At 64.6% G+C, this 26115-nt stretch carries 21 protein-coding genes; 10 read left to right on the forward strand and 11 right to left on the reverse strand.

Annotation, left to right across the window (positions count from 1 at the left end; translation table 11 throughout):
- Window positions 1-885, forward strand: a complete 885-nt coding sequence (locus A3E1_RS0113860) for a TIGR01777 family oxidoreductase (RefSeq protein ID WP_020521377.1) — start codon at window positions 1-3, stop codon at window positions 883-885.
- Here A3E1_RS0113860 and A3E1_RS0113865 read toward each other — a convergent pair.
- The 3 genes from A3E1_RS0113865 to A3E1_RS0113875 are packed head-to-tail and all read right to left on the reverse strand — an operon-like array spanning window position 856 to window position 2869.
- Window positions 856-1527 (reverse strand): LLM class flavin-dependent oxidoreductase, encoded by a 672-nt coding sequence (locus tag A3E1_RS0113865; protein ID WP_020521378.1) that lies wholly within the window; start codon window positions 1525-1527, stop codon window positions 856-858. The genes A3E1_RS0113860 and A3E1_RS0113865 overlap by 30 nt on opposite strands.
- A gap of 6 nt (window positions 1528-1533) precedes the next feature.
- Complete coding sequence (locus A3E1_RS0113870) at window positions 1534-1902, reverse strand: SCO5389 family protein (protein WP_020521379.1); 369 nt, start codon at window positions 1900-1902, stop codon at window positions 1534-1536.
- The gene (locus A3E1_RS0113875; protein WP_020521380.1) at window positions 1892-2869 is read right to left on the reverse strand and encodes an ATP-binding protein; all 978 of its coding nucleotides are present in this window, start codon (window positions 2867-2869) and stop codon (window positions 1892-1894) included. The genes A3E1_RS0113870 and A3E1_RS0113875 overlap by 11 nt, the downstream gene beginning before the upstream one ends.
- Window positions 2870-2964: 95 nt before the next feature.
- Between A3E1_RS0113875 and A3E1_RS0113880 the strand changes: the two genes are divergently transcribed.
- Window positions 2965-4668 (forward strand): hypothetical protein, encoded by a 1704-nt coding sequence (locus tag A3E1_RS0113880; protein WP_026208412.1) that lies wholly within the window; start codon window positions 2965-2967, stop codon window positions 4666-4668.
- Between the two features lie 36 nt (window positions 4669-4704).
- Here A3E1_RS0113880 and A3E1_RS0113885 read toward each other — a convergent pair whose 3' ends face one another.
- From A3E1_RS0113885 to A3E1_RS0113895, 3 genes are all read right to left on the reverse strand, one after another.
- Entirely contained in the window at window positions 4705-8127 is a 3423-nt protein-coding gene (locus A3E1_RS0113885) for a LamG domain-containing protein (RefSeq protein WP_083929495.1), read from the reverse strand.
- Window positions 8128-8196: 69 nt separating this feature from the next.
- Window positions 8197-8643 (reverse strand): hypothetical protein, encoded by a 447-nt coding sequence (locus tag A3E1_RS0113890; protein WP_020521383.1) that lies wholly within the window; start codon window positions 8641-8643, stop codon window positions 8197-8199.
- A gap of 18 nt (window positions 8644-8661) precedes the next feature.
- Complete coding sequence (locus tag A3E1_RS0113895) at window positions 8662-10752, reverse strand: MMPL family transporter (protein ID WP_026208414.1); 2091 nt, start codon at window positions 10750-10752, stop codon at window positions 8662-8664.
- A gap of 108 nt (window positions 10753-10860) precedes the next feature.
- Between A3E1_RS0113895 and lipB the strand changes: the two genes are divergently transcribed.
- Window positions 10861-11496 carry a lipoyl(octanoyl) transferase LipB gene (gene lipB / locus A3E1_RS0113900; RefSeq protein WP_026208415.1) on the forward strand — a complete coding sequence of 212 codons (636 nt, stop codon included), beginning with the start codon at window positions 10861-10863 and terminating at the stop codon, window positions 11494-11496.
- Here lipB and aspS read toward each other — a convergent pair.
- Entirely contained in the window at window positions 11486-12718 is a 1233-nt protein-coding gene (gene aspS / locus A3E1_RS0113905; protein ID WP_020521386.1) for an aspartate--tRNA(Asn) ligase, read from the reverse strand. The genes lipB and aspS overlap by 11 nt on opposite strands.
- On the opposite strand from aspS, the gene A3E1_RS47080 reads away from it, so the two are divergent.
- The 3 genes from A3E1_RS47080 to A3E1_RS0113915 all read left to right on the forward strand — a co-directional run bounded on the left by A3E1_RS47080 (window position 12717) and on the right by A3E1_RS0113915 (window position 14692).
- Window positions 12717-12929 (forward strand): hypothetical protein, encoded by a 213-nt coding sequence (locus A3E1_RS47080; RefSeq protein WP_157631506.1) that lies wholly within the window; start codon window positions 12717-12719, stop codon window positions 12927-12929. The two genes, aspS and A3E1_RS47080, sit on opposite strands and share 2 nt — an antisense overlap.
- A gap of 82 nt (window positions 12930-13011) precedes the next feature.
- Window positions 13012-13983, forward strand: a complete 972-nt coding sequence (gene lipA, locus A3E1_RS0113910) for a lipoyl synthase (protein WP_020521387.1) — start codon at window positions 13012-13014, stop codon at window positions 13981-13983.
- A gap of 10 nt (window positions 13984-13993) precedes the next feature.
- Window positions 13994-14692: a DUF4191 domain-containing protein gene (locus A3E1_RS0113915; RefSeq protein WP_020521388.1), complete on the forward strand. Its 699-nt coding sequence runs from the start codon at window positions 13994-13996 to the stop codon at window positions 14690-14692.
- On the opposite strand, the gene A3E1_RS0113920 is transcribed toward A3E1_RS0113915, so the two are convergent.
- Complete coding sequence (locus A3E1_RS0113920) at window positions 14689-15054, reverse strand: RDD family protein (RefSeq protein WP_245571170.1); 366 nt, start codon at window positions 15052-15054, stop codon at window positions 14689-14691. The two genes, A3E1_RS0113915 and A3E1_RS0113920, sit on opposite strands and share 4 nt — an antisense overlap.
- A gap of 119 nt (window positions 15055-15173) precedes the next feature.
- On the opposite strand from A3E1_RS0113920, the gene glnA reads away from it, so the two are divergent.
- The 3 genes from glnA to A3E1_RS0113935 all read left to right on the forward strand — a co-directional run bounded on the left by glnA (window position 15174) and on the right by A3E1_RS0113935 (window position 19997).
- Window positions 15174-16607: a type I glutamate--ammonia ligase gene (glnA, locus tag A3E1_RS0113925; protein ID WP_026208417.1), complete on the forward strand. Its 1434-nt coding sequence runs from the start codon at window positions 15174-15176 to the stop codon at window positions 16605-16607.
- A 99-nt stretch (window positions 16608-16706) separates the two neighbouring features.
- Window positions 16707-17516: an ion transporter gene (locus A3E1_RS0113930; RefSeq protein WP_020521391.1), complete on the forward strand. Its 810-nt coding sequence runs from the start codon at window positions 16707-16709 to the stop codon at window positions 17514-17516.
- A 27-nt stretch (window positions 17517-17543) separates the two neighbouring features.
- On the forward strand, window positions 17544-19997 hold the full coding sequence (locus tag A3E1_RS0113935) for a penicillin acylase family protein (protein ID WP_020521392.1): 2454 nt from the start codon (window positions 17544-17546) through the stop codon (window positions 19995-19997).
- On the opposite strand, the gene A3E1_RS0113940 is transcribed toward A3E1_RS0113935, so the two are convergent.
- The gene (locus A3E1_RS0113940; protein ID WP_020521393.1) at window positions 19987-20781 is read right to left on the reverse strand and encodes an alpha/beta fold hydrolase; all 795 of its coding nucleotides are present in this window, start codon (window positions 20779-20781) and stop codon (window positions 19987-19989) included. The two genes, A3E1_RS0113935 and A3E1_RS0113940, sit on opposite strands and share 11 nt — an antisense overlap.
- Before the next feature lie 137 nt (window positions 20782-20918).
- On the opposite strand from A3E1_RS0113940, the gene A3E1_RS0113945 reads away from it, so the two are divergent.
- Window positions 20919-22562 carry an SIR2 family NAD-dependent protein deacylase gene (locus tag A3E1_RS0113945; RefSeq protein WP_020521394.1) on the forward strand — a complete coding sequence of 548 codons (1644 nt, stop codon included), beginning with the start codon at window positions 20919-20921 and terminating at the stop codon, window positions 22560-22562.
- On the opposite strand, the gene A3E1_RS0113950 is transcribed toward A3E1_RS0113945, so the two are convergent.
- Window positions 22559-23332 carry a metallophosphoesterase gene (locus A3E1_RS0113950; RefSeq protein WP_020521395.1) on the reverse strand — a complete coding sequence of 258 codons (774 nt, stop codon included), beginning with the start codon at window positions 23330-23332 and terminating at the stop codon, window positions 22559-22561. The two genes, A3E1_RS0113945 and A3E1_RS0113950, sit on opposite strands and share 4 nt — an antisense overlap.
- Window positions 23333-23339: 7 nt before the next feature.
- Window positions 23340-26114: a bifunctional [glutamine synthetase] adenylyltransferase/[glutamine synthetase]-adenylyl-L-tyrosine phosphorylase gene (locus A3E1_RS0113955; RefSeq protein ID WP_020521396.1), complete on the reverse strand. Its 2775-nt coding sequence runs from the start codon at window positions 26112-26114 to the stop codon at window positions 23340-23342.
- Window position 26115 lies beyond the last annotated feature (1 nt).

The raw sequence follows: 26115 nt of genomic DNA on the forward strand, positions 1-26115 counted from the left end.
ATGCGGATCGTGGTAGCGGGCGGCTCGGGTTTCCTGGGCCGCCCTCTCATTAAGGAACTTCGCGGCGCCGGGCATGACATCACGCAGTTAGTGCGACGCCCGGCCACTAAGCCTGAACATCTGACCTGGGATCCTTCCGCGCCGATCCAGCTTCCCGAGGACACCGGCGCCATCATCAACCTGTGCGGAGCGGGCATCGGCCACCGGTGGACCGATGCTTACCGCAAGGAACTGCACGACAGCCGGGTCTTCCCGACCCGCACGCTGGCCCACGCCGCGGCAGCCCAGAAGATCCCGGTGATGATCAACGCTTCCGGTGTTGGCATCTATGGCGACAGCGGCGACAAGGAGCTGACGGAGAAGTCAGGTGCTCCGCAGACGGACTTCCTGGCGCGAGTGGGCGTCGAGTGGGAAGGCGCGGCCAAGCCGGCGCGTGAGGCGGGCACCCGGGTGGTGCTGTTGCGCACTGGCTTCCCGCTGCACAAGTCCGGCGGATCGCTGAAACCGCAGTTGCTTCCGTTCAAGCTCGGGATCGCCGGCAAACTCGGCAACGGCAGGCAATGGGTGCCGTGGATATCCCTGGAAGACTGGCTGCGCGCGGCGCTTTTCGTGCTCGATAACGACGCGATCGCCGGGCCGGTGAACATGTGTGGGCCCAAGCCGGTTACCAACGCTGAGTTCACGAAGGCTCTCGGTGAGGCAGTGCACCGTCCCGCGATCTTCCCGGTGCCCAAAATCGCTGTCCGGCTGCTGTTCGGCGAGTACGCGGAGGAAGGCTACCGCAGCTACAGAGCGTTCCCGACCGTGTTGAGCAGCAACGGTTTCGTCTTCCATCACCCTTCTGTGCGCACGGCTCTAAAAGCCGCCCTGTCCGACAGCCTCTAACATCACCGCTTGACGTCGCACCAGGGACGTCGTCGTTATCCCCCGCAAATGCCTGACGTAGGGACCGGGGTCGGAGAGCTTGAGTCCTTGCCAGGAAAGCATCCAGGACCAGTCCACGTTGGACGGAAGGACGACCCGCACGTGGTCGCCGCCTGTCCCCCAGGCGGCGAGTTTTGAGGCCACGGCAGTGTCATCGTTTTCCACGCCCAGCAGCAGCGGCAGCCCCAAGGACGCCGCCAAAGTGATCGTTGGCGTGCTGGACGCGGCCACTTTGACGCCGTCCACGAGGCTCGCGAGTTCGGTGAGCCACGGCCCGAAGCCGTGCTCATAGACCTCAGGGCGGCATTGAGCTTCAGCCTTCGATCCCCGGGCAACACCCAGCGTCAGCCGTGGGCAACCGGCAACGCGGGCGGCCAGTGACGACGGCGCAGAACGCCAAAAGGGCACCGCGGCGGTGCCAACCTTGAGATGCGACGTTCGCTCCACAATGGACAGAGCGAGCTCAACCGCGTCCTCGCAGCGGCCGTATTCGGTGCCGTGATGCTCAGCCAGCCAGACGCCGGTAAACCCGAGCCGCTCCGCCTCGATGGCGATCTCGGCGGAGCGGCGGGTTCCCCACACGCTGGTGAGGAAGACTTCCATCCCGAGCTAGCAGTCGCGCAACTCTGGGGTCTGGTTACGCAGCTGCGCGACCGGCGAGATGAACTCCTGGTACGCGGCGCCGCCCACCTCAGAGAACGGGAACGCCGCTACGCGGTGGCAGTTCTGGAAGGCGAGTTTGCGGCCGAAGTGGCGCTCCAGTGCGCCGCGGATCGAGTCGCTGGCCAGGGCGCGCAGCAGTTCGCCACGCTCCTTTTCCGACGGTGGTGGGGTCGCGTGCTCCCCCACGGCCGCCGCTTCGCTGATTACCTTCCAGGCATACGGCAGGGATTGCCGGATGCAGTCGACGAACTCGGTGTCTTCGACCTCGCCACGGGAGGCTTTCTCCTGCAGCGCGGCGGGCACGTCAAGCGACATGGGAATCATCCTTTCTCGGCTCGGTCTGCCCGAGCACGTATTCGGGGTCGATCTGGCTCGCGAGGTCTTCGCCCGTCTTGGCGTTACCCCAGGCCAGAGCGTTGCGGACGTGGAATTGGTGCGCCTGGGCGGTGTAACGCGGCCAGTCCTTCACGCACGCGTCCACAGCGGTCTTCATGGCTTCAAGGGCGGCGGCGTTGGCTGGCTCCAGCTCGGAGAGCGGGCGCGCGACGCCACGCTCGGCGGCCTTGACGTAGCCCGACCGCCCGATCCAGGTCAGCAGGTGATCGCCCACGTGTGAGCGAAGGAAGTCCACATCGGACTGATCGTCGATCTTGTTGCCGACGACGTGTACCCGGACGCCGAAGTCCTGCGCGTAGCCGATGTACTGCTTGTAGACGCCAACGCTGCGCAACGTCGGCTCGCACACCAGGAACGTGACGTCAAACCTGGTGAACAGCCCGGACGCGAAGGAATCCGCTCCCGCCGTCATGTCCACGACGACGTACTCGCCCGGACCGTCCACCAGGTGGTTCAGCAGCAGTTCCACCGCACCGACTTTGGAGTGGTAACACGCCACACCCAGGTCTTCGGTCGCGAAAGGACCCGTGACGGCCAGGCGCACCCCGCCGACTTCGCGGACCAGCGCCTCAAACAGCGGGTTGGGACCGTCGATCGTGAGCACGCGTGAGCCCCGCCCGGGTGGTGTGGTCTTCACCATGGCCGCGGCTGAGCTGATGCGTGGGTTGTCGCCTCGGAGGTAGTCCTTGATCAACGTCATGTGATCACCAAGGGCTGGCAGGAGAACCGCTTCGTCTTCGGAAATGCCAAGGGCCGCGGCCAGGTGCTGATTGATATCCGCATCGATACTAAGCAATTTATCACTGCACCCGGACAGGTGCCGTGCCATCAGGGCGGCGAGCGTTGTCTTGCCACTTCCGCCTTTTCCGACAAATGCCATCTTCATAGTTGCTATTGGTAGTCATTTTCAATTAGCGAGTCAACAACCCTCGCCGCCGGCGCGCCGCGCTCCCGTCCAGGCCGGTTGTCTAAGCTCCGTTGGTGACAAGGAAAGCCGACCTTTCAGTCGCTGGAGTCTCCCTGGCCCTCGCGCTTTGGGTGACCAGCGGTTTCTGGCTGAATCCACAAGGCCGCGCCAGTCTGGTCAACTCCGGGGATCAGGCCCTTTTTGAGTGGCTACTCAGCTTTGGCAGCTATTCGCTGACCCACGCCCAGAACCCGCTGTTCACCTACATCCTCAACGTCCCCGACGGCGTCAACCTTTCGGTCAACACCACAGTCACGGTCTTCGCCTGGCTTTTCGCGCCGCTAACGATGACGCTCGGGGCACCGGTCACCTTCGTCGTCATCCTGACGCTGAACCTGGCCGCCAACGGCTTCACCTGGTACTGGCTGTTCCACAAGCACTTAGGCGCCAATGCGCTCGGCGCCGCGATCGGCGGCCTGTTCGCCGGGTTCTGCCCCGCGATGATCTCGCACGCGAACTCGCACCTGAACTGGACCGCGCAGTGGCTCGTGCCGCTGATCATCATGCGCGTCATCGTGCTCCATCGCGGCGGCGGATGGCTGCGCAACGGCATCGGTTTAGGACTGCTCATCACGGCCTGCTTCTCGATCGCGGCCGAGCAACTCTTCTTCTGCGCCTTGGCTTTGGCGATTTTTTCCCTTCTTTGGGTACTCCTAAAGCGTCCCCCCATCGCCAACGCCGTCAAGGGATTGTCGGTCGCGGCTACCGTGTCGGCGGTGTTCCTGGCTTATCCCCTGTGGCTGCACTTCGCCGGCCCGCAGGGTTTCCACGGCACCGGTTTCGACCCACGCGTGCACAACGAGGACCTGGCCGCCTACTTCTCGTGGCCGCAACGTTCCCTGGCCGGCTGGCTCGGCCTGAACACACACTTGGCACCGAACCCGACGGAGGAGAACTCATTCTTCGGCATTCCGCTGATGCTGCTGACGATCGCGGCGTTCGTGATGCTGTGGAAGCGCACGGAAGTCAAGCTGCTCGCCGTCACGGCGGCTGTGTTCACGGTGCTGTCGCTTGGGCCGCAACTGCGCGTGTTTGGCAGACTGACCGACATTTGGATGCCTGAGGCACTGCTGACGAAGCTTCCGATCTTCAACGCCGCCTTGCCTTCGCGCCTGGCTCTCGTGGTCGCCCCCATCATCGGGCTCATGCTGGCTTGGCTCGCGTCATCGGTGAAGATGAACCGGCCTTTGTGGATCACGGCTTTCGTGGTCGCGCTTCTGCCGCTGTTCCCGCAGCCCGTGCTGACGGGACCACGCCCGCAAGTGCCGGAGTTCTTCACCTCCGGGCAGTGGGAGTCTTTCGTGGCGCCCAATGACGTCATCGTCCCGGTGCCTTTGCCCAACGATCTGCTGCCTGACGGTCAGCGCTGGCAGGCGGCGGCGCTCGCTAATGACGGGCCGGTTTTCCGGGTGCCCTCTGGGTTCTTCCTCGGCCCGGGCGGCCCCGACGGCACGGGCCGCATCGGGCCGGTTCCCCGCCCCACGGCGTCGCTTTTGGAGGGTGTCGCCCGGACCGGTGTCGTGCCCCCGATCGGCGAACAACAGCGCCAGGAAGCACGCGACGATCTGCGGTACTGGGACGCGAAGCTGATCGTGCTCGACGACGTGATTCATGGCGCGCAGTGGAAAGCGCATCAGCCAGCCGTGCTGGAAGCCGCGACCCAGCTCTTCGGGCCGCCGGAACGCGCCGGCGACGTCTGGATTTGGCGCGTCAGCTAAGAGTGGGCGCCCTGCGAACAGGGCGCCCATCTAGTACTAACTGTTGTAGAGGCTGGTGACCTGTGCCGGGGTCATCGCCCCGGCATAGGCCTTGATCTGATCGATCTGCCCACCGAACAGTGCCGCGTTGCCCCAGATGCTGCCCACGTGCAGGCTGCTGACAGCGTTCCAGCCTTTGGCACCGGTGCCCTTGACGGTCTGTTCGGTCCCGTTCAGGTAAAGCCGGGTCTCCCCGGTCGCCTGGTTGAACACGCCCGTCAGGTGCACCCAGGTGTTGGGAACCGCCGCGACGTTGGACTCAGCCCAGCCCCAGGTGAAGCCGCCGGATCCGTTCTCGGTGGACACCCCGAACACCCACTTGTTGCTGGACCCAGAGATGCCCATGGTCATGGCCCACCAGGGCCAGCCGCCCTGCATCATGACGACCTGGTCCGTCCCGTTGACCGCGTTCACCTTGACCCACGCCGACACCGTGAACGACTGGTCGGTACGCAGCACCGGTCCCGCCGTGTAGGCGTGGCCGCTGGTTCCGTTGAGCTGCAAGGCATCGTTGCCATCGTGGCCCGGAGTCGCGAAGCCCGAGGCGCCAGTCTCCCAGCCGCTAAGGGTGAGGTGACGCGACCAGTAGGACCCGTCGAGCGCGTCGCCGCAGAAGCAGTTCGACCCGTCGGCGAAGTCATAGCTGGCGACCTGCACCGGGGTGTTGATAAGCCCGGTGATGTCCTCCGCGACCGCGACCCGGTTCCACAACCGCACCTCGGCGACGGAACCAGTGAAATACGATCCGGGCGTGCCATAGGCCTTTGACCGTCCAATGACGACTGGCCCGGTGGACGCCCAGCCGCCGGCCCGGTTGGCCAGCCACTGCGCTGACGGCGTCACGTCGGCCTCTAGCGTTCCGTTGACGTAGAGCTTCAGCTTGCTTTCAGCTTCGTCCCAGGCGGCCGCGAGATGGGTCCACTTTCCTTGCTGTGGAACGGAAGTAGAGGCCGCGAAGGTCAGCGTCGAGCCGCCTCCGTTGATGTCGTGCAGACCAACGCGCCACCGGTTGGCCCAGCAGTCGTGGCCGAGGGTGAAGCCCGAGTTCGAACTCGCGTCAACGGACAAGGCGATCACGTTGGCGCATCCGCCTGGCGACTGCGGCCGGACCCAAGCCGCGACACTGAAGGATCCTGACGTGTCCAGGCCCGCTCCCGCCGCCGTGAGCACACCGTTGGTGGCCGTAGTTGTTTCCGTAACACTGTTGAAGTTCGCCGACGGCGATCCGATGTAGCGCAGGTCCGGCGTCCAGACCACATCGGTGTTGCCACTTTCGACGGTCATGTGCGCCGAACCGACGGTGTTGTTGAAGCCCGGTGCGTTGATCTGGTCCAAAGGCCAGTGGGCGATCGGCGCCGATGGTGCCTGCACGAGGAACGAGTAGTGCTTGGTCGGGCCAGGAGTGCCCGCGGCGTCCTTACTGAACACGTGCAAGGTGTTGCTGCCGTAGCGCGGTGGGGTCAGCTTGACCGTGGCGGAGGCTCCGGCGCTCACGTTGACCACAGTGGACGGTGGATCGGTCCAGCCATAGGTGTAGCTGGTGACGTCTTGTCCCGTAGACCCGCCATTGCTGAGGATGAAGTCAGCGGAGATGCCCGGCCCGCCATGGGCCACCCCGTCGGCGAGATAGACCGGGGAAGTGACGCCAGACTGCGGTGGCGGGCTCGCGTTGACGGTGAAGTTGCACCAGCCGGACCAGGCTGACGGGTTCGGGGCGATACCGTCGCGCGTCTGCACCCGCCAGGAATATGTCTTGCCTTCGGCTCCCGCGCCCAGGCTCAAAGTGATGTCACCATAGTCCCCAGCCGGCCTAGCGGGCCCGGTCACCGGGGTGACCGGGCCGACGGCGTTGTCCTTCCACTCGAAGTAGCCGGTGAGCGTGTCAGAGCCGTCCGCGTCAACGTATTGCGCCTTCAGCGTCGGTGAGGTCGTGCCGACCGTCGCGCCACAGGCCAGGGTGGAGGTCGTCAGGTTCGCCGGAGTTCCGGGGTACGAGTTGTAGGTGGCCACGATCCGGCCAGAGCTGTTGAGGAATTTCATCCACTCGTAGGTGCCGGTCTCGCCGTTGCCGGCGGCGTCATCACACATGCACAGACCGACGGAATACCTTCCCGCGGAAGCATTCGCGGCGCCCTGAAGGTCGTCGCGGAACGTGGTGTTGTTGCCAAAGATCAGCGTCACGTCGGGTGGAACACTGCCGCACGAACCCGTCTCGTTCACGTCACCAAATGCCGAACCCAGCTTGACACCGAGCCCGGTGGACCAGGCGATGCGGCTGCCGTTCGGCGTGCCGATGTCGCCGACACGGTAGGCGTGCGCGGTGTTTCCGGCGCAGGCGGCGTTGTGGTCGAGCACGGCATGGAAGGAGCCCGAGATGACCTGCTTGCCGTGCAGCCCAGTGATCGGCAGGGAGAAGTAGGACCGGAACAGGCGCGTGTCATCGGGATTGTCGCCGACGCGGGCGTGCTCGCCCGGCGTCCAGTTGGCGTTGTCGTTGGTCGCGTAGGCCCAGCCGACCTTGGCCTCATCCCAAGGCGGGTCAATGAAAATCGGCAGCGTGCCCGTGCGCAAGAGTTCCGCGTCGGCCACGACGGTGAGACTGTTGTCCTGTGCGGTCACGCTGATCCTGCGCACATGAGCCAATTCGCTCGGCTCGCTGACCGTCGACTTCGGAGCCCTGGCCGGGTCGAACACAACACCGGGCAGCACTTCGCCACCGACCGCCGGATCGAGCGCCGAGTCCCACATCATTGACGCGTGTGAGCCGAAGGGCAGGACTTTTCCTTTGCTGTCAACGAGTTCCAGCTCGCCTGCGGTGGTGTTGCGGGCCGTCACGTCACCGGAGATCTTGTAACGGACCTTCGCCACGGCTGGATTGGCTGCCGCGGCGGCGGTTTTCACCACCAGCACCTGCCGGTACCCCGTACGCGTCGCCTCCACGGCCAGGTCGGCACCGGGCAGCACCTCGGCGTAGGTCGCGATCGCCCCGTTGACAGTGGGAGCGGGCAGGGTCCCGTGCGGCCAGGAAAGGCTGAACCGCTTGCCTTCCACCAGAGTGGACACGAGCAGGCTGTCTCCCCCGCCCGAGAAGCTCACGTCAGCGGCCACCGCGGGCCATAATCGCCCGTCGCTTCCCCGCTGTAACTTGAGGTCGATGTCCCGCCACGTCCCGTCTTTACGCACGCGCTGAGGCACGGCATAGGAAATCAGCGTTTGCGTGCCATCCGGGTTGGCGAAGACTTGCTGATGGCCGTCGCGCAGACCGGCGACTTCCACTTTGGACTTGCACTGAGCGGCCAGTCTTACCGCGGCCGCCTCGCTGAGGGCCGACGGCGCACAGGCGGGCGCGGCCTGGGCTTCAGCGCTGTTGACAACAATCAAGAATCCGCTCATCAAGACAGCGGTTGCTATACGCTTCATCGATACTCCTCGCACTGATTTGACGTTCAGCGCGAGCGTGGGGCATCAGCGCATAGGCGCCGCACAGGATCAGTAGCGGGTAAGCACACCGAGCGCGAAGGACAGCGCCACCAGGGCGAACATCGAGCGGGCGACGGCGCGGAAGCGGAGCTGAAGCGCCGGCAGCTCTTCCGGTAACGCGAAGACGCGCTGGGGCCACCCGCGCCAGGACACCCACCAGAACAGCGCTGACGCCCCGGCGAGGGCGAGCGCTTTCAGCGAGATCAGGACCCACTGTCCCGGGTGGACGATCACGAGCGCGATCCCGCTGGCCCACAGCACCGCGATGAGGGCCACGACCTTCCACCGGTTGCCCTGGGCCAGCTCACGGTGCATATCTTCTAGCCGCATGACATCGCCCTGGGCGATCCGCGCGAGCGCGGGCTGAACCACGAAAAGGCTGTAGCCCATGCTGCCCAGCCACATCACCGCGACTCCGATGTGGACGCAGAGCAGGACGAAGGTCAGGGCACGCATGGGCTACAGGTTACGTGGCTAAGGCTCAGTGCGCCGCAGCTTGCCCGGCCACCAGACGAACCGTCCGGCTTCCAGGCTCAACGCGGGCACGAGCAGCGACCGGACGAGCAAGGTGTCCAGCAAGACACCGAAGGCCACCGCGAACGCGACCTCGGCCACGAACACCACCGGCAGCACGGCCAGCGCGGCGAAGGTCGCCGCCAGGACGATGCCGGCCGAGGTGATGACCCCACCCGTGACGGCCAGTCCCTTGAGCGTTCCCGCGCGGTGCCCGATCTTTCCAGCCTCTTCGCGGACACGTGTCATGAGGAAGATGTTGTAGTCCACGCCCAGCGCCACGAGGAACACGAACGCGAACAACGGGAATGACGAGTCCGCACCGGGGAACCCGAGCACATCGGTGAACACGAAACCGGAAATGCCCAGCGTCGCCAGATAGGACAGCACCACGGTCGCGATCAGCAGCAGCGGCGCGATGATGGAGCGCAGCAACAGCATCAGGATGAGGAAGATAACGCCGAGCACGATCGGGATGATCAGGGTGCGGTCACGTTGCGACGTCGTCTGCACGTCGTAGTTGATGGCCGTGAACCCGCCGACCTTGGCGTCCGCCCCGGGAATCGCGTGTACCGCGGTGCGCAGCCGCTTAAGCGTTTCCGTCGCCTCTTTGCTGTCCGCCTTGTCAGTCAGGGTCGCGTCGATGCGCACGATCCCGTCGACGACCTTCGGCTGCGGCAACGGTGCTCCGGGCATCGGCGGCATGAACACACCGGTGTAAGGGACCGCGCTGTCGACACCCTTGATGCCCTTGACGGTCTCCAGGACGACAGCCAGCTTCTCTTGCTTCACCATGACTTCGGCCGGATTGCCGGTGCCACCCGCGAAGTGAGCGTTGATGAGTTCCTGTGCCGAGACCGAGTCAGTCTGCTTCGTGAAGCTGTCGGTCTGGGGGATGCCGTCAGCGTCCAGTTTGGACAATCCGAGCACTCCGGCGAGCAGAATCAGTGTGGTGCCAACCCACACGATGCGCGGCCGCTTGCCGACGAGACCGGCGACCTTGGCCCACAGGCCTTTCGTCTCGGCAGGTTCAGAACCGAAGGCTGGGCGGAACGGCCAGAACAGCACCCGCCCGCACAGCGCCAAAATCGCGGGCAGCAGCGTCAGCGAGACGAGCAGGCTGGCCGCGATGCCAATGGCGCCAACGGGTCCCAGGCCCTTGTTTGACGACAGATCTGAGAAAAGCAGGCACAGCAAACCGAGGATGACGGTCGCGCCACTGGCCACGATCGGCTCGAACGACGCCCGCAGCGCGATCTTGATCGCGTCGAAGCGGCTCTGGTGTCCCCGGAGCTCCTCACGGAACCGTGACACGAGCAGCATGGCGTAGTCGGTCGCGGCGCCCAGGACCAGCACGTTGAGAATCGCCTGACTCTGACCGGAAACGTCGATGACGTCTTCGCGGGCGAGCAGATAAATCACGCCGTTGGCGAGCACATAGGCCAGCCCGGCGCAGAACAGCACGACGAAAGGCAGCAGTGGGCTGCGGTAGACGGCCAGCAGGATGAGCAAAATCACGCCGACGGTCACCAGGAGCAGCGTCCCGTCAATCGACTCGAAGACCTTCATCAGGTCGGTGAGGATGCCGCCGAGCCCGCCGACGTGCGCCTTGAGCCCATCAGCCGTGCCGATGTTGGCACGAATCCACTCGATGTGCTCGACGTTCTTCTTCGAATCCGTGCCATTGAACAGCAGCAGCACCTGTGCCGCCTTGCCGTCCTTGGACACGATAGGAGTGCGGCTGATCGGGTCTCCGGCCAGCGTGTCACCGAACTCGGCGGAGATCTTGTCCACCTGAGACTTGATGGTGCTCTTGTCCGCGTCGGTCAGCCCGCCGTCACGCCCGTAAATGAGCAGAGCCGGAACGACATCGGAATCCATGAACTTCTTGTTGAGCTCCAAGACCTCGGTGGCCTCGGCGGTCTTCGGCAGGAACGCGGCGTTGTCGTTTTGCTGGACATCAGCCGTCTTTGAGGAGGGGCCTGACATGACGCCCGCGATCAGCAGCCACGCCAAGATGCCTAGAGCAGGGACTATCCACCGCAATCTCATCTGTCACTCCATGACACCATTAGTGAAAGGTTTCACAAGCTCTGCTAATCGCACACGTTACCGATCGCGATAAAGGCTCATGAACCGGGGTCGGAGTAACCTGTGCACGTGACTACCGTTGCGCCCCTGACCGTCATCCGCGCCGGTCTCGTCGACTATCTGACCGCCTGGGACGAGCAGCGCCGCCTGCACGAAGGTGTCGTGGCCGGAACGCAGCCCAACACCGTCATGCTGCTAGAGCACCCGAGCGTCTACACCGCCGGCAAACTCACCGAGGCATGGGAACGTCCCTTTGACGGCACCCCAGTGGTCGATGTCGACCGGGGCGGCAAGATCACCTGGCACGGTCCGGGACAGATCGTCGGATACCCCATCGTGAAGTTGCCGGTCATCCGCGGCGGTCTCGCCGACGTGGTCGCACACGTGCGCCGCACCGAGCAGATGCTCATCAACGTCTGTGCCGATCTGGGGCTGGAAACCGCCCGGGTCAAAGGAAAGTCAGGCGTCTGGGTAGAAGACCGCAAGGTCGCCGCGATCGGCATCCGTGTCGCGCGGGGCGTGAGCCTGCACGGGTTCGCCCTCAACTGCGACCCCGACATGACTTACTTCGGCAATATCGTCCCCTGCGGCATCAAAGACGCCACGGCCACTTCGCTCACGCAAGAGCTGGGCCGGCCGGTGACGGTCGACGAGGTTCTGCCCTACGTCGAACGCCACCTGCCAGAGTTGCTCGCTACGGACTAATGCGTGTGAGGTCCCGCGGGAAAGCGGTGACTTCACGGACGTTCGCCGCACCGGTTATCCGGGAGATCAGGCGCTCCAGGCCGATCGCGAAACCGCCGTGCGGCGGGAAGCCCAGTTTGAAGGACTCCACATAGGACTTCACTGGTCCCAGCGGTTCACCCCGCTGCTCCAGCGCCGCGATGTAGTCCTCATAACGGTGCAGCCGCTGGCCACCCGTCACCAGCTCGATCCCACGGAACAACAGGTCGAATCCGTTGGAGTAGCCCGGCCGGTGTGGGTCGGGATGGGTGTAGAACGGCCGCTTCCTCATCGGGTACCCGGTGATGTAAACGAAGTCGCTTTGATGCTCTTTAAGCGCCCACTCACCGAGCGCTCTCTCGTCGGCGGGAGAAAGGTCCGGCTCTTGCGGGTCGGCGCCCGCGATTTCGAGCGCGTCTGCGAAGTGCAGCGCCGGAATCTCCGCGGGCACTTCGATGTCACTGACGCGTCCCATAATCCCGGCCATGACGTCGCGCAAAACACGCATCACGTCGCGGTGGTCCTCGATGAACCCAAGCTCAGCGTCCAGTGAGGTGTATTGCGCCAGGTGCCGCGTCGTGTCATGCGGTTCGGCCCTAAACACTGGCCCGACCTCGAACACGCGCTCATAGACGCCGACCATCAGCTGCTTGTAGAACTGCGGCGACTGGGCGAGAAAGCCCGGCCGTCCAAAGTAGTCCAGCGCGAAGACGTTGGCTCCGGACTCGGTCGCGGACTCCACGATTTTGGGCGTGAAGATTTCGGTGAAACCTAGCCCGTCCAACGTTTCGCGGAACGCCTTCACCGCTTCAGCGCCTAGTTTGAGGGCGTCCTTTCGCGACGGATGCCGCAGCGAAAGCGGGGCGTGGTCCAGCTGCGAAGGCAGCGCGGGACTCAGCGAGGGCCGGAAGATCTCAAACGGCGTCTCGTGCTGCGCACCGGAAAGGAGGGTGAGTTCAGACTCGACGAGCTCCACCCCACCCGGGGCGATCTCGTTCTCCTTGACGATTCCCGTAACCCTGATCACGGATTCTTCGGGCGGCAGCGGCGTTCCCGGCGGAAAAACCACCTGGGCCAGGCCCGCCCGGTCACGCAGGATCAGAAACGAAACGGACTTGAGTTCGCGGCGGCGGTTTACCCAGCCGGCCAATGTCACGCGCTCCCCTGCATGCAGGGTGAGCTCAGTAGACAGGATGCGTTGCATGGCTTTTCCTCCTCATTCTCGCAACGCCATCCCCATGGGCGAACGTGGCGAGTCCCTTGGCAGAGTCGCCTCAGGGCACCTGCCGGGAGTCGCCACGTTCGTTGTGCGGGCGAGTATGGGAAAACCTCGCGGTGCCACCGCACTTTCGCCCATCCTCGTGGGCCTCGGCAGCGCTTTGACGGGGGTCACTGTCATGGGCGTCACACCATGACTCACCTCGGCAAAGGAGCTGTTGCGGGCATCATAGCGGCCCACCAAAGCGATTTACCGCCCCCTGGACGTACGCTGAGGGAATGACCACAGTCGTGCCTGAAGGCAGGCGTCTGCTTCGGATCGAAGCGCGCAACGCCGAGACTCCCATCGAGCGCAAGCCTGACTGGATCAAAGTCAAGGCGAAGATGGGCCCGGAGTTCACCGAGCTGCACGGCCTAGTTAAGCGTGAAGGCCTGCACACGGTGTGCCAAGAGGCTGGCTGCCCCAACATTTACGAGTGCTGGGAAGACCGCGAAGCCACCTTCCTCATCGGTGGCGACCAATGCACCCGCCGTTGTGACTTCTGCCAGATCGACACGGGCAAGCCCGCCGAGTTCGACGCTGACGAGCCGCGCCGCGTGGCCGAGTCGGTCGCGACTATGGGCCTGCGTTACGCGACTATCACCGGTGTGGCTCGCGACGACCTGCCCGACGGCGGCGCGTGGCTCTATGCCGAGACGGTGCGCCAGATCCACGCGCTCGCGCGGGGATCCAGTGAGCAGAGCCATGGCCTCGTGGCCCGTTGCGGCGTCGAGCTGCTGATCCCCGACTTCAACGGCGACCCTGTGCTTCTGGCTCAAGTCTTTGCTTCTAGGCCTGAAGTCCTGGCTCACAATGTGGAGACGGTCCCCCGCATCTTCAAGCGCATCCGCCCGGCGTTTCGTTATGAGCGCTCGCTCGATGTCATCACGCAGGCCCGCACGGCCGGTCTGGTGACCAAGTCAAACCTGATCCTGGGCATGGGCGAGGAGCGCGCGGAGATCTCCCAGGCGCTCAAGGACCTGGTGGAAGCGGGCTGTGAGCTGATCACCATCACGCAATACCTGCGCCCGAGCACCCGTCACCACCCCGTGGAGCGCTGGGTGAAGCCCGAGGAGTTCGTCGAGCTGCGCGAAGAAGCACTCGAGCTCGGCTTCTCCGGGGTCATGTCCGGTCCCCTCGTTCGCTCGTCCTACCGCGCTGGCCGTTTGTACCAGCAGGCACTCGACGCGCGCGTTCCCGCGGCCAACTAGACTCACGTTCATGGCAAAGGCCCCAGAGGAAAAGGTCTCCTTCATCACGCGGTTGAAGCAGATCGGCATGGTGTTCCAATTCACCGCGAAGCAGGATAAGAAATTCGTCCCGCTGGTCATCGTCGCGGTGCTGATACCCATCGCCATCTCGGTTGGCCTGTGGTTCGTCTGGGGCTGGCTGGTCATTCCGCTCGGCATCATGCTGACGCTGCTCGCCGTGCTGATCGTGCTGAACCTGCGGTCCAACACCGCCATGATGGCGTCGATGGAAGGCCAGCCTGGGGCGGCCATTCACCTCATCAGCAACATGCGTGGCAACTGGCGTGCCAACCCGGAGAAGCCCCTCGCCGCGACGACGCAGATGGATGTCGTTCACCTCGTGATCGGCAAGCCTGGCGTCATCCTCATCGGCGAGGGCAACCCACAGCGCGTCAAGCAGATGATCACCGAGCAGAAGCGCCGCCTGGGCAAGGTCGTCGGCGACGCCCCGCTCTATGACTACATCATCGGCAATGACGAAGGTCAGCTGCCGCTGCGCAAGCTGCGCTCCACGCTGATTCGCATGCCCAACAACATCTCCGGCAAGGAAATCAACAACCTTGACCGGGCGCTGACCGCGCTGACGGCCCGGCCGCAGATGCCCAAGGGCCAGCTGCCTAAGGAGTTCCGCCCGCCCAAGGGCGCGACCCGTCAGATGCGCGGCCGCTAAGCCTTGGAGATCGCCGGGTCATACCGGCGGATAAGCGTGCCAGAAGCGCGGTCGTGCAGACCGCGCTTTTCGCTGTCGTTGATCAGCGCGGGGACGGCCAGCGCGAGCAGCACGGCACGCACGAAGGCGCGTGGGATGCCTACCGGCTGTCCGTTGTCGTAACTCAGGCAGGTCAGGCCCAGAAGGCGCATGCCCGGCGTCTGGCCGAACAGGCCAATGAAGAACGTGTATGCCACGATCAGCACGAGCACCGGCGCCCAGCCATCCACCATGGGCCGGGCGAACAGCCCTGAGATAAGCAGGCAGAGGATCCAGTCAGCCATCAGGGCAGCGAAACGCCGGGTGTAGGAGGGTGTGTCCACCACAACAGGGTACTCATGGGCGACGTAACATGGCCGAAACAGAGGCGACACGACCGGGCAACCAGGTAGTTCTACCTTCGGGGCCAGCCAACCCAAGAATGTTAAGCCAGGAGGACGTGTTGTTCGCCAATTCCGAGGAGCTCCTTCAATACCTCAGGACTGAGGGCGTGAAGTTCGTTGACGTCCGTTTCTGTGACTTGCCCGGCGTGATGCAGTTCTTCACCGTCCCGGTCGAGTCCTTTGACGCCAGCGTCTTCAGGGACGGTCTTGCGTTCGACGGGTCGTCGATCCGGGGCTTCCAGGCGATTCACGAGTCGGACATGCTGCTCCTGCCCGACGTGACCACCGCTTTCATCGACCCGTTCCGGGTGCAGAAGACGCTCGCCCTGAACTTCTTCATCCACGACCCGTTCACGCGTGAGGCCTACTCCCGTGACCCCCGCAACGTCGCCAAGAAGGCCGAGGCCTACCTCGCCTCCAGCGGCATCGCGGACACCGCATACTTCGGCGCCGAGGCCGAGTTCTACATCTTCGACTCCATCCGTCACTCTTCGGCGGCGAACGAAGCGTTCTACCACATCGACTCAATCGAGGGTGCGTGGAACACGGGCGCTTCCGCCGAGGCCGACGGCTCCGCTAACCGTGGCTACAAGCCTGGCTACAAGGGCGGTTACTTCCCGGTCGCGCCGACCGACCACTACGCCGACCTGCGGGACCAGATGGTCTCCAACCTGGTGTCGCTCGGTTTCACCGTTGAGCGTGCGCACCACGAGGTAGGCACGGCCGGCCAGGCTGAGATCAACTACCGCTTCAGCACGCTGCTCGCCTCCGGCGACCAGATGCAGCTGTTCAAGTACGTCGTGAAGAACACCGCCTGGCACGCTGGCAAGACCGCGACCTTCATGCCGAAGCCACTGTTCGGCGACAACGGTTCGGGCATGCACACGCACCAGAGCCTCTGGCTCGGCGGCGAGAACCTGATGTACGACGAGACCGGTTACGCCGGCCTGTCGGACACCGCCCGCTGGTACATCGGCGGTCTGTTGCACCACGCGCCTTCGCTGCTCGCCTTCACCAACCCGACGGTGAACTCCTACCGTCGTCTGGTGCCGGGCTACGAGGCTCCGGTCAACCTGGTTTACTCGCAGCGCAACCGTTCCGCTTGCACGCGTATCCCGGTCACCGGGACCAACGCGAAGGCCAAGCGCATCGAGTTCCGTTGCCCCGACCCGTCGAGCAACCCTTACCTCGCGTTCTCCGCGATGCTGATGGCTGGCCTTGACGGTGTCAAGAACAAGATCGAGCCGCCAGCACCGGTTGACAAGGACCTCTACGACCTTCCGCCGGAGGAGGCGGCTCAGGTCACGCAGGTTCCTGGTTCGCTCGGTGAGGTGCTGACCGGCCTGGAGAAGGACCACGACTACCTGCTCGCTGGTGGCGTGTTCACCCAGGACCTCGTTGACACGTGGATCGACTACAAGCGTTCGGCGGAAATCGCGCCGATCTCGCTGCGGCCGACCCCGCACGAATTCGCGTTGTACTTCGACGTGTGAGCGAAGCGAGCGCGTCGAAGCAGAATTGCAGTGACGTGTAAATCGTCTGACGCGTAAAGGCCCGTCCCGGCTGGGGCGGGCCTTTATGATGTGCCGGATATGTCCAATTTAACTGCTGCGCTGCACCGGATCGCGCACTCGCGTGCGTTCAATGGGATCACCGTCGGCGTCATCCTCTTCAACGCCCTCCTTTTAGGACTCCAGACCTATCCGCGGCTTGAGCAAGACGTTGGCTCGGTTATCTCCACATTGGATCACCTGTGCCTGGCGTTCTTCATCGTCGAGCTGGCGATCCGCATAGGCGCGCACGGCAGCAAGCCGATGGAGTTCTTCAAATCCGGCTGGAATCTGTTCGACTTCGCCATTGTCGTCGCGGCTCTGCTGCCAGGCATCCGCGAGAACATCACGCTGCTGCGGTTGGCACGGCTGGCCCGGATTCTGCGCTCGGTGCGGATCTTCCCGCAGATGCGCATCATCATGGTCGCGATTGGACGGAGCATCCCGGGCGCGCTGAGCTTGCTCATGGTCGCGCTGATGGTGCTCTACATCTACGCGATGCTCGGCTGGATCCTGTTCCACGAAGCGTTCCCCGAGCAGTACGGCACCATTGGCACAGCCTTGGTCAGCCTGTTCTGCTTGCTCGCGCTCGATGACCTGACCAACGTGGTACGCCCGGCTTACGACTACTCAGCCTGGACCTTGGTCTACTACATCAGCTTTGTCGTGTTCGCAGCGCTGGTCCTCCTGAACATCCTGCTCGGCGTCGTCATCAACTCGATGGAAGAAGCGCGCGAGATGGAAGCCAAGGCGGACGCCGCTGACGATCCCATGCACGCGAAGATCGAAGCGCTCTACCAAGCCGCCAACGACCTGCGTGCCGAGTATGCCCAGTCAGCTAGAGACAGCTAAGCGAACCCGCTGGTAACCTGCCCCTTCGTGAAGCCGTCCCCTCGTGCCCTCCGCATCGCCCGCAAGACGGGCTTGTGGACCCTTGGCGTCCTGCTGGTGCTCGTTCTGGTCGCCGCTGGCGCCGGTGTCTGGGCTGTCCGTTCCTCGTTCCCGCAACATGACGGGACGCTGACCCTCAAGGGGCTGTCCGCTCCGGTGCAGGTTTACCGCGACCAATACGGTGTGCCCCAGATCTACGCCAAGACTGAGGCCGACCTGTTCCGGGCACAGGGTTATGTACACGCTCAGGATCGCTTCTGGGAGATGGACTTCCGCCGTCACGTGACCGCCGGGCGGGTCTCCGAGCTGTTCGGGGAGAGCCAGGTCAAGACGGACACCTACCTGCGCACGATGGGCTGGCGCCGGGTTTCCGAGCAGGAATGGGCGCTGCTGGCTCCCGAGACGAAATCCGTCCTGGAGGCCTACGCCGAAGGCGTGAACGCCTGGCTCGCTGAGTTTCCAGAGGGCAACTCACTTGAGTACACCCTGCTGGGTTTGCAGAACTCCGATTACAAAATCGAGCCTTGGCACCCGATCGACAGCCTCGCCTGGCTCAAAGCCATGGCCTGGGATCTGCGCGGCAATATGGAAGACGAGATCCGCCGCGCGTCCTTGCTCGCGCACGGGCTGAACAAGACTCAGGTCGACGAGCTTTACCCGGCGTACCCGTTCGACCGCAACGTGCCGATCGTTCCCGGCACGGGCGCTCCCGCGGCGGCGACTCCTGCCAGCGACTTCGTGCCCGGCACGTTCCAAAGTGGGCTAGCTGGGCTGGAGGCGGATCTCGCGAGCCTGCCCGGCCTGATGGGCAACAGCGATGGCGAGGGCATCGGCTCCAACTCGTGGGTCATCGGCGGAAAGCTCACGAGCACCGGCAAACCGATCCTCGCCAACGATCCTCATTTGAGCCCGAGCCAGCCTGGCATCTGGTACCAGATAGGCCTGCACTGCGAATGCGGCCTGAACACGGCCGGCTTCTCGTTCTCCGGCGTGCCCGGTGTCGTGATTGGACACAACGCCCGCATCGCGTGGGGCTTCACCAACCTTGGCCCCGACGTGATCGACATGTATGTCGAAAACCTTGCCACGGCGGAAATCACCCAGCGCACGGAGACCATCAAAGTCGCCGGCGGGCCAGACGTGACGATCACGGTGCGGTCCACCAAGCACGGTCCGCTGCTGTCTGACGCGAGCGAGGAACTCAAGAAACTGGGCGGGGACAAAGGCATCGCGATGCGCTGGACCGCCTTGGACCCCGGCCGGACCGCCGACGCGATCCTCGTGCTCAATAAGGCGAGCAACTGGCAGGACTTCCGCAAGGCGGCCGCACTGTTCGAGGTTCCGGCGCAGAACCTCATCTACGCCGATGTCGACGGCAACATCGGCTACCAGTCGCCGGGCAAGATTCCGGTGCGCGGCAAGGGAGATGGCCGCTACTTCGCTGACGGTTCCGACCCGGAGCAGGACTGGAAGGGCTACATCCCGTTCGAGGAGCTGCCGAGCGTTTACAACCCGGAGCAGGGCTACCTCGTCACCGCCAACCAGGCCGTCATCGGCCCGCAGTATCCGCACCACCTCACCGATGACTGGAGCTACGGCTACCGCAGCCAGCGGATCAACGATCTGATCACGTCAACGCGGGGCCAGATCACGGTCGACGATGTCGAGCTGCAGCAGTTCGACAACCGTAACGGCTTCGCGCCGGTGCTCGTGCCGGAGTTGTTGAAGGTCAAGCGGCCGCCACTGGCCAAGGTGGAGAAAGATGCCGACAGTCTGCTGAAGGACTGGCGGTTCCAGCAGCCAGCCAACTCGGCTCCGGCGGCTTACTACAACGCGATCTGGCGGCACCTGCTGTTGCTGACGTTTGACGAGCTGGGTGACAGTTACCGGCCCGACGGTGGTGACCGCTGGTTCGAGGTCGTACGCGGCCTGCTCACCAAGCCTGATTCTCCTTGGTGGGACAGCAAATCCACGCCTGAGGTGGAAAAGCGTGACGACATGCTCGCCCGCGCGATGGCTGAAGCCGTCAAGGAACTCGCTGACGCCCAGGGCGAGTCGGCCCGCGATTGGGAGTGGGGCAAGATGCACACGCTCACCCCGACGCACGCGACGTTTGGCGAGTCCGGCATCGCCCCGATCGAGTGGCTGTTCAACGGCTCCCCCGTAGAGACCGCTGGCGGCGACGCCATCGTCAACGCGACCGGCTGGAGTGCGGGCAAGGGCTATGAGGTCGATGCCGTCCCGAGCATGCGAATGATCGTGGATCTGTCCAACTTGGACGCTTCGCGCTGGATTCAGCTGACGGGCAACTCCGGTCACCCGTTCCACGAGAACTATGACGACCAGTTGGAGCTGTGGCGGACCGGGAAGACGATCAGCTTCCGCTTCGACCGCAAGTCGATCGAAGCGGAAGCCACGGCCACGCTGACGTTTACTCCGTAGCGCCCAGGAAATTCAGCGTCACGGCGGCGAACAACGGAGAGTCGCCCAGGTTGTAGTGGGTCAGCCCGGGGAGGATCGCTAGCGCGTGCCCTCCCTTGGGCCGGCCTTCGCCCGTCCAGCCACCGTCGCGCAGGCCGCCGTCGAGGAGCTTGAAGGTTTCGATGTAGTGGCTCGGCGGTGCCATGTCGGCGTCGGCGGCCACGATCATGGTCGGTACGCGCAGTCCGCGCACGTCTTCGGTGAAGTCGAAATCCTGCTGCAGGACCTCGCCGATCTTGTCGAGCAGCTGCGGGAAGTATTCGGGGTGCGGGGCGACGCGCTGGTACAGCTCATACATCGGCGTGTCCTTCATGAACGCGGCGGCCGCCGCGTTCACCTGACCCTGCTGCCCCAGCATTTCGGCGTAGATCGCGTCGCGGCGAATGTTCGCCGAGGCGACCACGGCCTTGCCCACCTTCTCCGGGAACTTGATGGCCGTCCACAGCGCGACCCCGCCGCCCATCGAGAACCCGACGACGTCGGGCTTGTCCAGGCCGAGGTGATCGATGAGGGCGCCGATGTCGTCAGCCATCAACCGCACGTCGAGCGGACGGTCGATGTCAGCGGTGCGCCCGTGTCCCTGCAGATCGACGAGAATCACCTGATGCGACGCGGCTAGCGCCGGCAGGACCGCACCGAACATTTCGCCGGAGGCCAGCCCACCGTGCAGCAGGATCAGCGGTTTTCCGGCACCGTGGGTTTCGTAGTACAGGTGAAGACCATTGACGTCGGCATAGTTACCCATGACGTGCTCCTAAGCGTCTGTTCTCATCTGACATCAGGTAAGACGGCCCGTGTCCGCGAAACTCATCGCATTGGCAACTTCTAAATTGAACCAACGGACGGTAATGATTCATGCGCAAATCTGTATGGTGCTGATCCGTGAGCATCTTCCGGGAAGAGAACACCACGAATATCGAACGGCTCTGCGACGCGATCCGGATGCACCGCGTGGTCCCGTTCGTTGGCGCCGGACTCTCCCAGCCATACGGCCATCAGGGCTGGCCGCAGTTCCTTTCCGCGATGGGCCGTCAGAGCAGCATCCCGATGGAGATCGAAACGCTCGTTTCCACCGGGGACTACAGCAAAGCCGCTGAATCCCTTCGGCACGACCTCGGGCGCCTGGTGTTTGAAGATCAGCTCGCGGTAGCTTTCGGGCCGAAGACCACGGTCGTTCCCGATGGCATCACAGCAGCCGACTTCCTGCCGGCGCTTTGCTATATCCCCCATCTACAGCGGTGTGCGCCGGTCGTGACGACTAACTTCGACCGAGTCCTCAAGCGGGTGTTTGACGCCTCGGGCCAGCCCTTCGAGGCTGAGGTCTGGGGTGCGCGCGCCTACTCCTTCCAGCGTGCGCTGACCGACAACGAGCCCTTTCTGCTAAAGATCCACGGCGACGTGCTCGACCCGACCGACCGGGTGTTCACGCTGTCGGAGTACGAGGCGAAATACACCAACGGTGGCATCGCCGGCCTGCTGTCTTATCTGTTCAGCCATCGCAGTGTGCTGTTCTTAGGCTGTTCGCTGGAGCAAGACCGGGTGATGGAGATCCTGGAGCAGCAAAGCTCGGCGCCCTACAGCCACTTCGCTTTTCTGGAGCAGCCCGCGATCGCGGAAGAGTGGGCTGCGCGGCGGCGTTTTCTGTCCAATCACAACATCCGGCCCATCTGGTATGACCGGGGCGAACACCATCAGATCAACGCACTGCTGGAGCACGCCATCTCCGCCACCACAACAGAACCGCACATGGCGGAGCTGATCCGTGCACGAATCACTGCTCAGCCGGGCAAGGGTGACCTAGCCGAGGCTGAAGCACTGGTGCATAGCCTGCATCTGCTTCGGGCGCAACGCATTCCGTACCCGCCAAAATCTGCCCTGGAACTCGCCTCAGCCCGGGTAGAGCTGGGAAGCAGGCTAATGAGCGCGGGTGACTTTAGTTCCGCGGTGCGAGAGCTCGAGCAGGCCGCGCTTGTCCTGCCACCGAGTGCGGTGCTACACCGCACGCTGGCGACCGCGCTTGTCGGCCGGGGCGAGTTTGACCGGGCGCTGCGCGAGATCGCCGAGGCCGAGCGGCTGGGCGCCCCCGTAGCGGACATGATGATGCTGCGGGGGTTGACTTATCTAGCTCAGCAGGACTTCAAGCAAGTGCGTAGGCAGATCACGCTGGCAATGGAGCACGGCCTCGATCCGGGTCTGGGCTATGAGATGCGCTGCTGGGCCGCTGTTGGGCTGGCAGATTACGCCACAGCTCTGGAGGACGCGCGCAAGGCTGTGGCACTGAGTGAGGGCAGCTCGGTCGAGCGGCTCATCCCAGCTCTGGAGACGAAAGACTGGCGCGGAAGCCTTAAGCGCACTGGACTCTGGGCTTTCGTACACGCCAGCGGCGGGTTCGTGTCGATGGCCATCAAGATGGGCTGGCTCGCAAAGAACGCGCCAAAGATTCTCTTGGATGCCGCAGGGACAAAGCCGGTCATCGACAACCGCAAAGCCGATGTCATGGAGTCGATTGAGGGCGAGATTGTTTAGGTGACCTTGATGGCGACGCAGGGGGCGCCAAGCGCGATGCCGGTGTCCGCGGCCATGGCCAGGCCGTCGGCGTAGATGATGGGGCCGTCCACTGTGGACGGGTTGACGCGGAAGGTCTCCGGAATGGTGGAGTGCCCGTGCACGAGACGGGTGCCGCCCAGCTGGCCGAGGAGTTTGCGGGCGTTTTCGGCGCCGCCGTTGCGGTCGAGGAAGTCAAACCGGTTGAAAAGCAGGCGCGCGTGGGTGCCAAAGGTGGATTCGTCATGCTCGCGCATGATGTCGCCCATCGTGGCGTTGATCTCGTCGATGGTGCCGCCGAATTCAAGGTACGCGAGGGTGTCGGCGTGCAAGAGCAGGTGATCCTCGACGAGCGCGAGCGCGGGCAGACCCGCCAGCCAGGTAGCACGGTCGTCGTCCAACGCGGACAGATCGTTTTCCTGGCCGCCGTTGAGGGCCCACACCTGGATGATGCTGCGCAGCTCGGTCACCGGTGACTCGGGCACGTATTTGCTGCCGTAGAGCAGCATGTCGTGGTTGCCCAGGACACAGCCGACCTGCCCGCCAGCTTCCTCAGCTTCGGTCTGCAGACGCCGCACGAGATCGATGACGCCGATGCCGTCAGGCCCGCGATCGGTGAGGTCGCCGAGGAACCATAGCTTGTCTGTTCCGCCAGCCCAGTGGCCCTCGTCGTCGGTCAGCCCGGCCGAGCGCAGCGCGGTGGTGGCCTGGGTTAGAAACCCATGCAGATCCCCCACGACATAGAGCGCCACTCGATCACTATAACGAGCCTAGGAAGAGGCGCTCGACCACCTTCCGGGCCCGCCTTGTCACCTTGAGATATTCGTCCAGGAACTCCCCCGGCTCGGTCCCTGGAGACAGGAGCCGGGCCACCCCGGCGAGTTCCTTGCCGTGCCGCGGAAGCTGATCGGCGGCACGTCCACGGATCAGGGTGATCGCGTTGCGAATCTCGGAAGCCAGCGTCCACGCCGCCGCCAAAACCGTGGCATCTTCGGCCGACACGAGTCCCGCTTCGGTCGCGGCCGACAGGGCTGCCAGGGTCTGGGTCGTACGCAGCCCGGCATGGGCGTGCCCGTGCTGCAGTTGCCACAGCTGGACCGTCCACTCCACGTCGGCGATGCCGCCCCGGCCAAGTTTGGTGTGCGTCAGCGGATCGGCTCCGCGTGGCAAGCGCTCGGTTTCGACCCGTGCCTTGATCCGCCGGATCTCGGTCACCTGCTCACGGGTGAGGCCGTCGCGTGGGTAGCGAATCTTGTCGATGAACGCGACGAACTCCCCGGCCAGCGAAGCATCCCCAGCGACCGGACGGGCCCGCAACAGGGCCTGCGCCTCCCACACATGAGACCAGGTCGTGTAGTAGCGCTTGTAGGCCGACAGACTGCGCACGAGTGGCCCCTGACGGCCCTCAGGCCGCAAGTCCGCGTCCACGCCCAGCGGCGGATCGGGGGCGGGCCGGGCGAGCAACGTGCGCAGGGTCTCAGCGACCGCGAGCGCGGCCGCGTCAGTACCCCCGTCAAAAACAAAGAGAACATCGGCGTCGGAGGGGTAACTCATCTCGGCACCACCCAGCCGGCCCATGCCTATGATCGCGAAGCGCATGTCCTCGGGCGGAGCGGCGACGGACAGGGCAGCGGCCAGCGTCGCATCGGTGACGTCAGACAGCGCCGGGCCAACAGCCGAAACGTCATGCAGCCCAAGCACATCCGCCGACCCGATGCGGAACAGCTCCCGCCGCCGCAACGCGCGCACCGCGAACACCGCTTCTTCCGGCGACGTATGCCGGGCAGCGGCGTCCATAAACGACAGTGGCTTGCGTGGCACCAGGTCAGCGTCGGAAGCCAAGAGCCGCAACGCTTCCGGGTCCCGTGAGAGCAAGTCGGTCAGGTACCGCCCGCTGTCGAGCACCCGGGCCAGCCGCAACGCCACAGGCCCTTCGTCACGCAGCAACCGCAAGTACCACGGGGTCGAACCCAGAGCGTCAGACACCTGCCGGTACGCCAAAAGCCCCGCGTCCGGATCCGGAGAGTCGGCGAACTCGGCCAGCAAGACGGGCAGCAACGTGCGCTGAATCGCCGCCGTGCGCGAAACGCCAGCGCTCAGCGCGGAGATGTGCCGCAGCGCCCCCGCCGGATCGGCGAAACCCAGCAACTCCAAGCGTTTGCGTGCCGCGTCCGGCTTGAGCGATAGCCCGTCAGCGGGAACGCGCGCGACAGCGGCCAGCAGCGGACGGTAGAGCAGTTTCGCGTGCAGTCGCCTCACCTCGGCGGCGTGCGCGACCCACGCTGAGCGGAACGCTTCCACGGTGTAGCCCAGCGCACGCGCCAGCCAGCGCACGGCTTCGGCGGCCGCGGGCACCGTGTGCGTACGCCGCAATCGCTGTAGCTGCAACGCATGCTCGACCCGGCGCAGGAAACGGTAGGCCTCATCCAGTGCGTGACCGTCGGCCCGCCCGACGTAGCCACCGTCCACAAGCGACCGCAGCGCGGTCAGGGTGTTAGCCGAGCGAATCGTCTCGTCGGCCCGGCCGTGCACGAGTTGCAGGAGCTGCACGGCGAATTCGATGTCGCGCAGCCCGCCCGGGCCACGCTTGATCTCGCGGTCAGCCTCGCCCGGCGGGATCTGCTCGATGATGCGGCGGCGCATCTTGCGCACGTCGTCGACAGCTTCGGGCCGCTCGGCCGCGCGCCAAATCAGCGGTTGCAGCCCGGCTAGCCAGGCCTTGCCCAGTCCCGCGTCCCCTGCGACAGGCCGCGCCTTGAGGAGGGCCTGAAACTCCCACGTACGCGCCCAGCGCTGGTAGTAGACCTGATGGCTGGCGAGCGTGCGCACGAGTGGGCCCTGCGAGCCTTCGGGCCGCAGGTTGGCGTCGACCTGCCAGGCGACCTGCCCACAGATCTCCATGAGTGCCGCGGCGACGGTCGTCGCTGGCCCCAGATCCTCATCCTCGGCCGCGACGAAGACAACGTCCACATCGGACACATAGTTCAGCTCGCCACCACCGCACTTGCCCATCGCGATCACGGCCAGCCGGGGTTTGACGTCGACCCGTTGCAGGGCAATGCGGTAAGCCGCGCGCAACGTCGCGTCGGCCAGGGCGGTGATCTCCGTCATCGCCCACTCGACTCCAGCGTGATCCCCGAGATCGAGCGCGGCGATCCGCAACAGCCCACGCTGATAGGCGGCTTTAAGCTGCGGCACCGTCGATAGTCCACTGTGGACCTCGTACCGGGGCGGAATGTTGTGGCGCAGGGCTTTCCAGTGATCGCCGAGTGCCGCTGACGCGCCCAGGACCGTGACGAGCCGGATGCGCAGATCCTCGTCCGTGAGCACGGCGTCGAGCACAGCCGCGTCCCGCTCGAACAACCACTCCAGTTGCCTGAGCGCCAAGTCAGGGTCAGCGGCCCGGCCGATCTGCTCCAGCACGAGCGCGGCCTCTTCATCGACCGGCCGCTGGTGCTCGGCGTCCCACAGCTTCAGCTCAGGGGGACATGGAACGGTCAGCCCATAGCGCGCCAGCCGTCCGATCCCACCCACG

The organism is Catelliglobosispora koreensis DSM 44566, from assembly GCF_000379685.1.
Taxonomy (GTDB): domain Bacteria; phylum Actinomycetota; class Actinomycetes; order Mycobacteriales; family Micromonosporaceae; genus Catelliglobosispora; species Catelliglobosispora koreensis.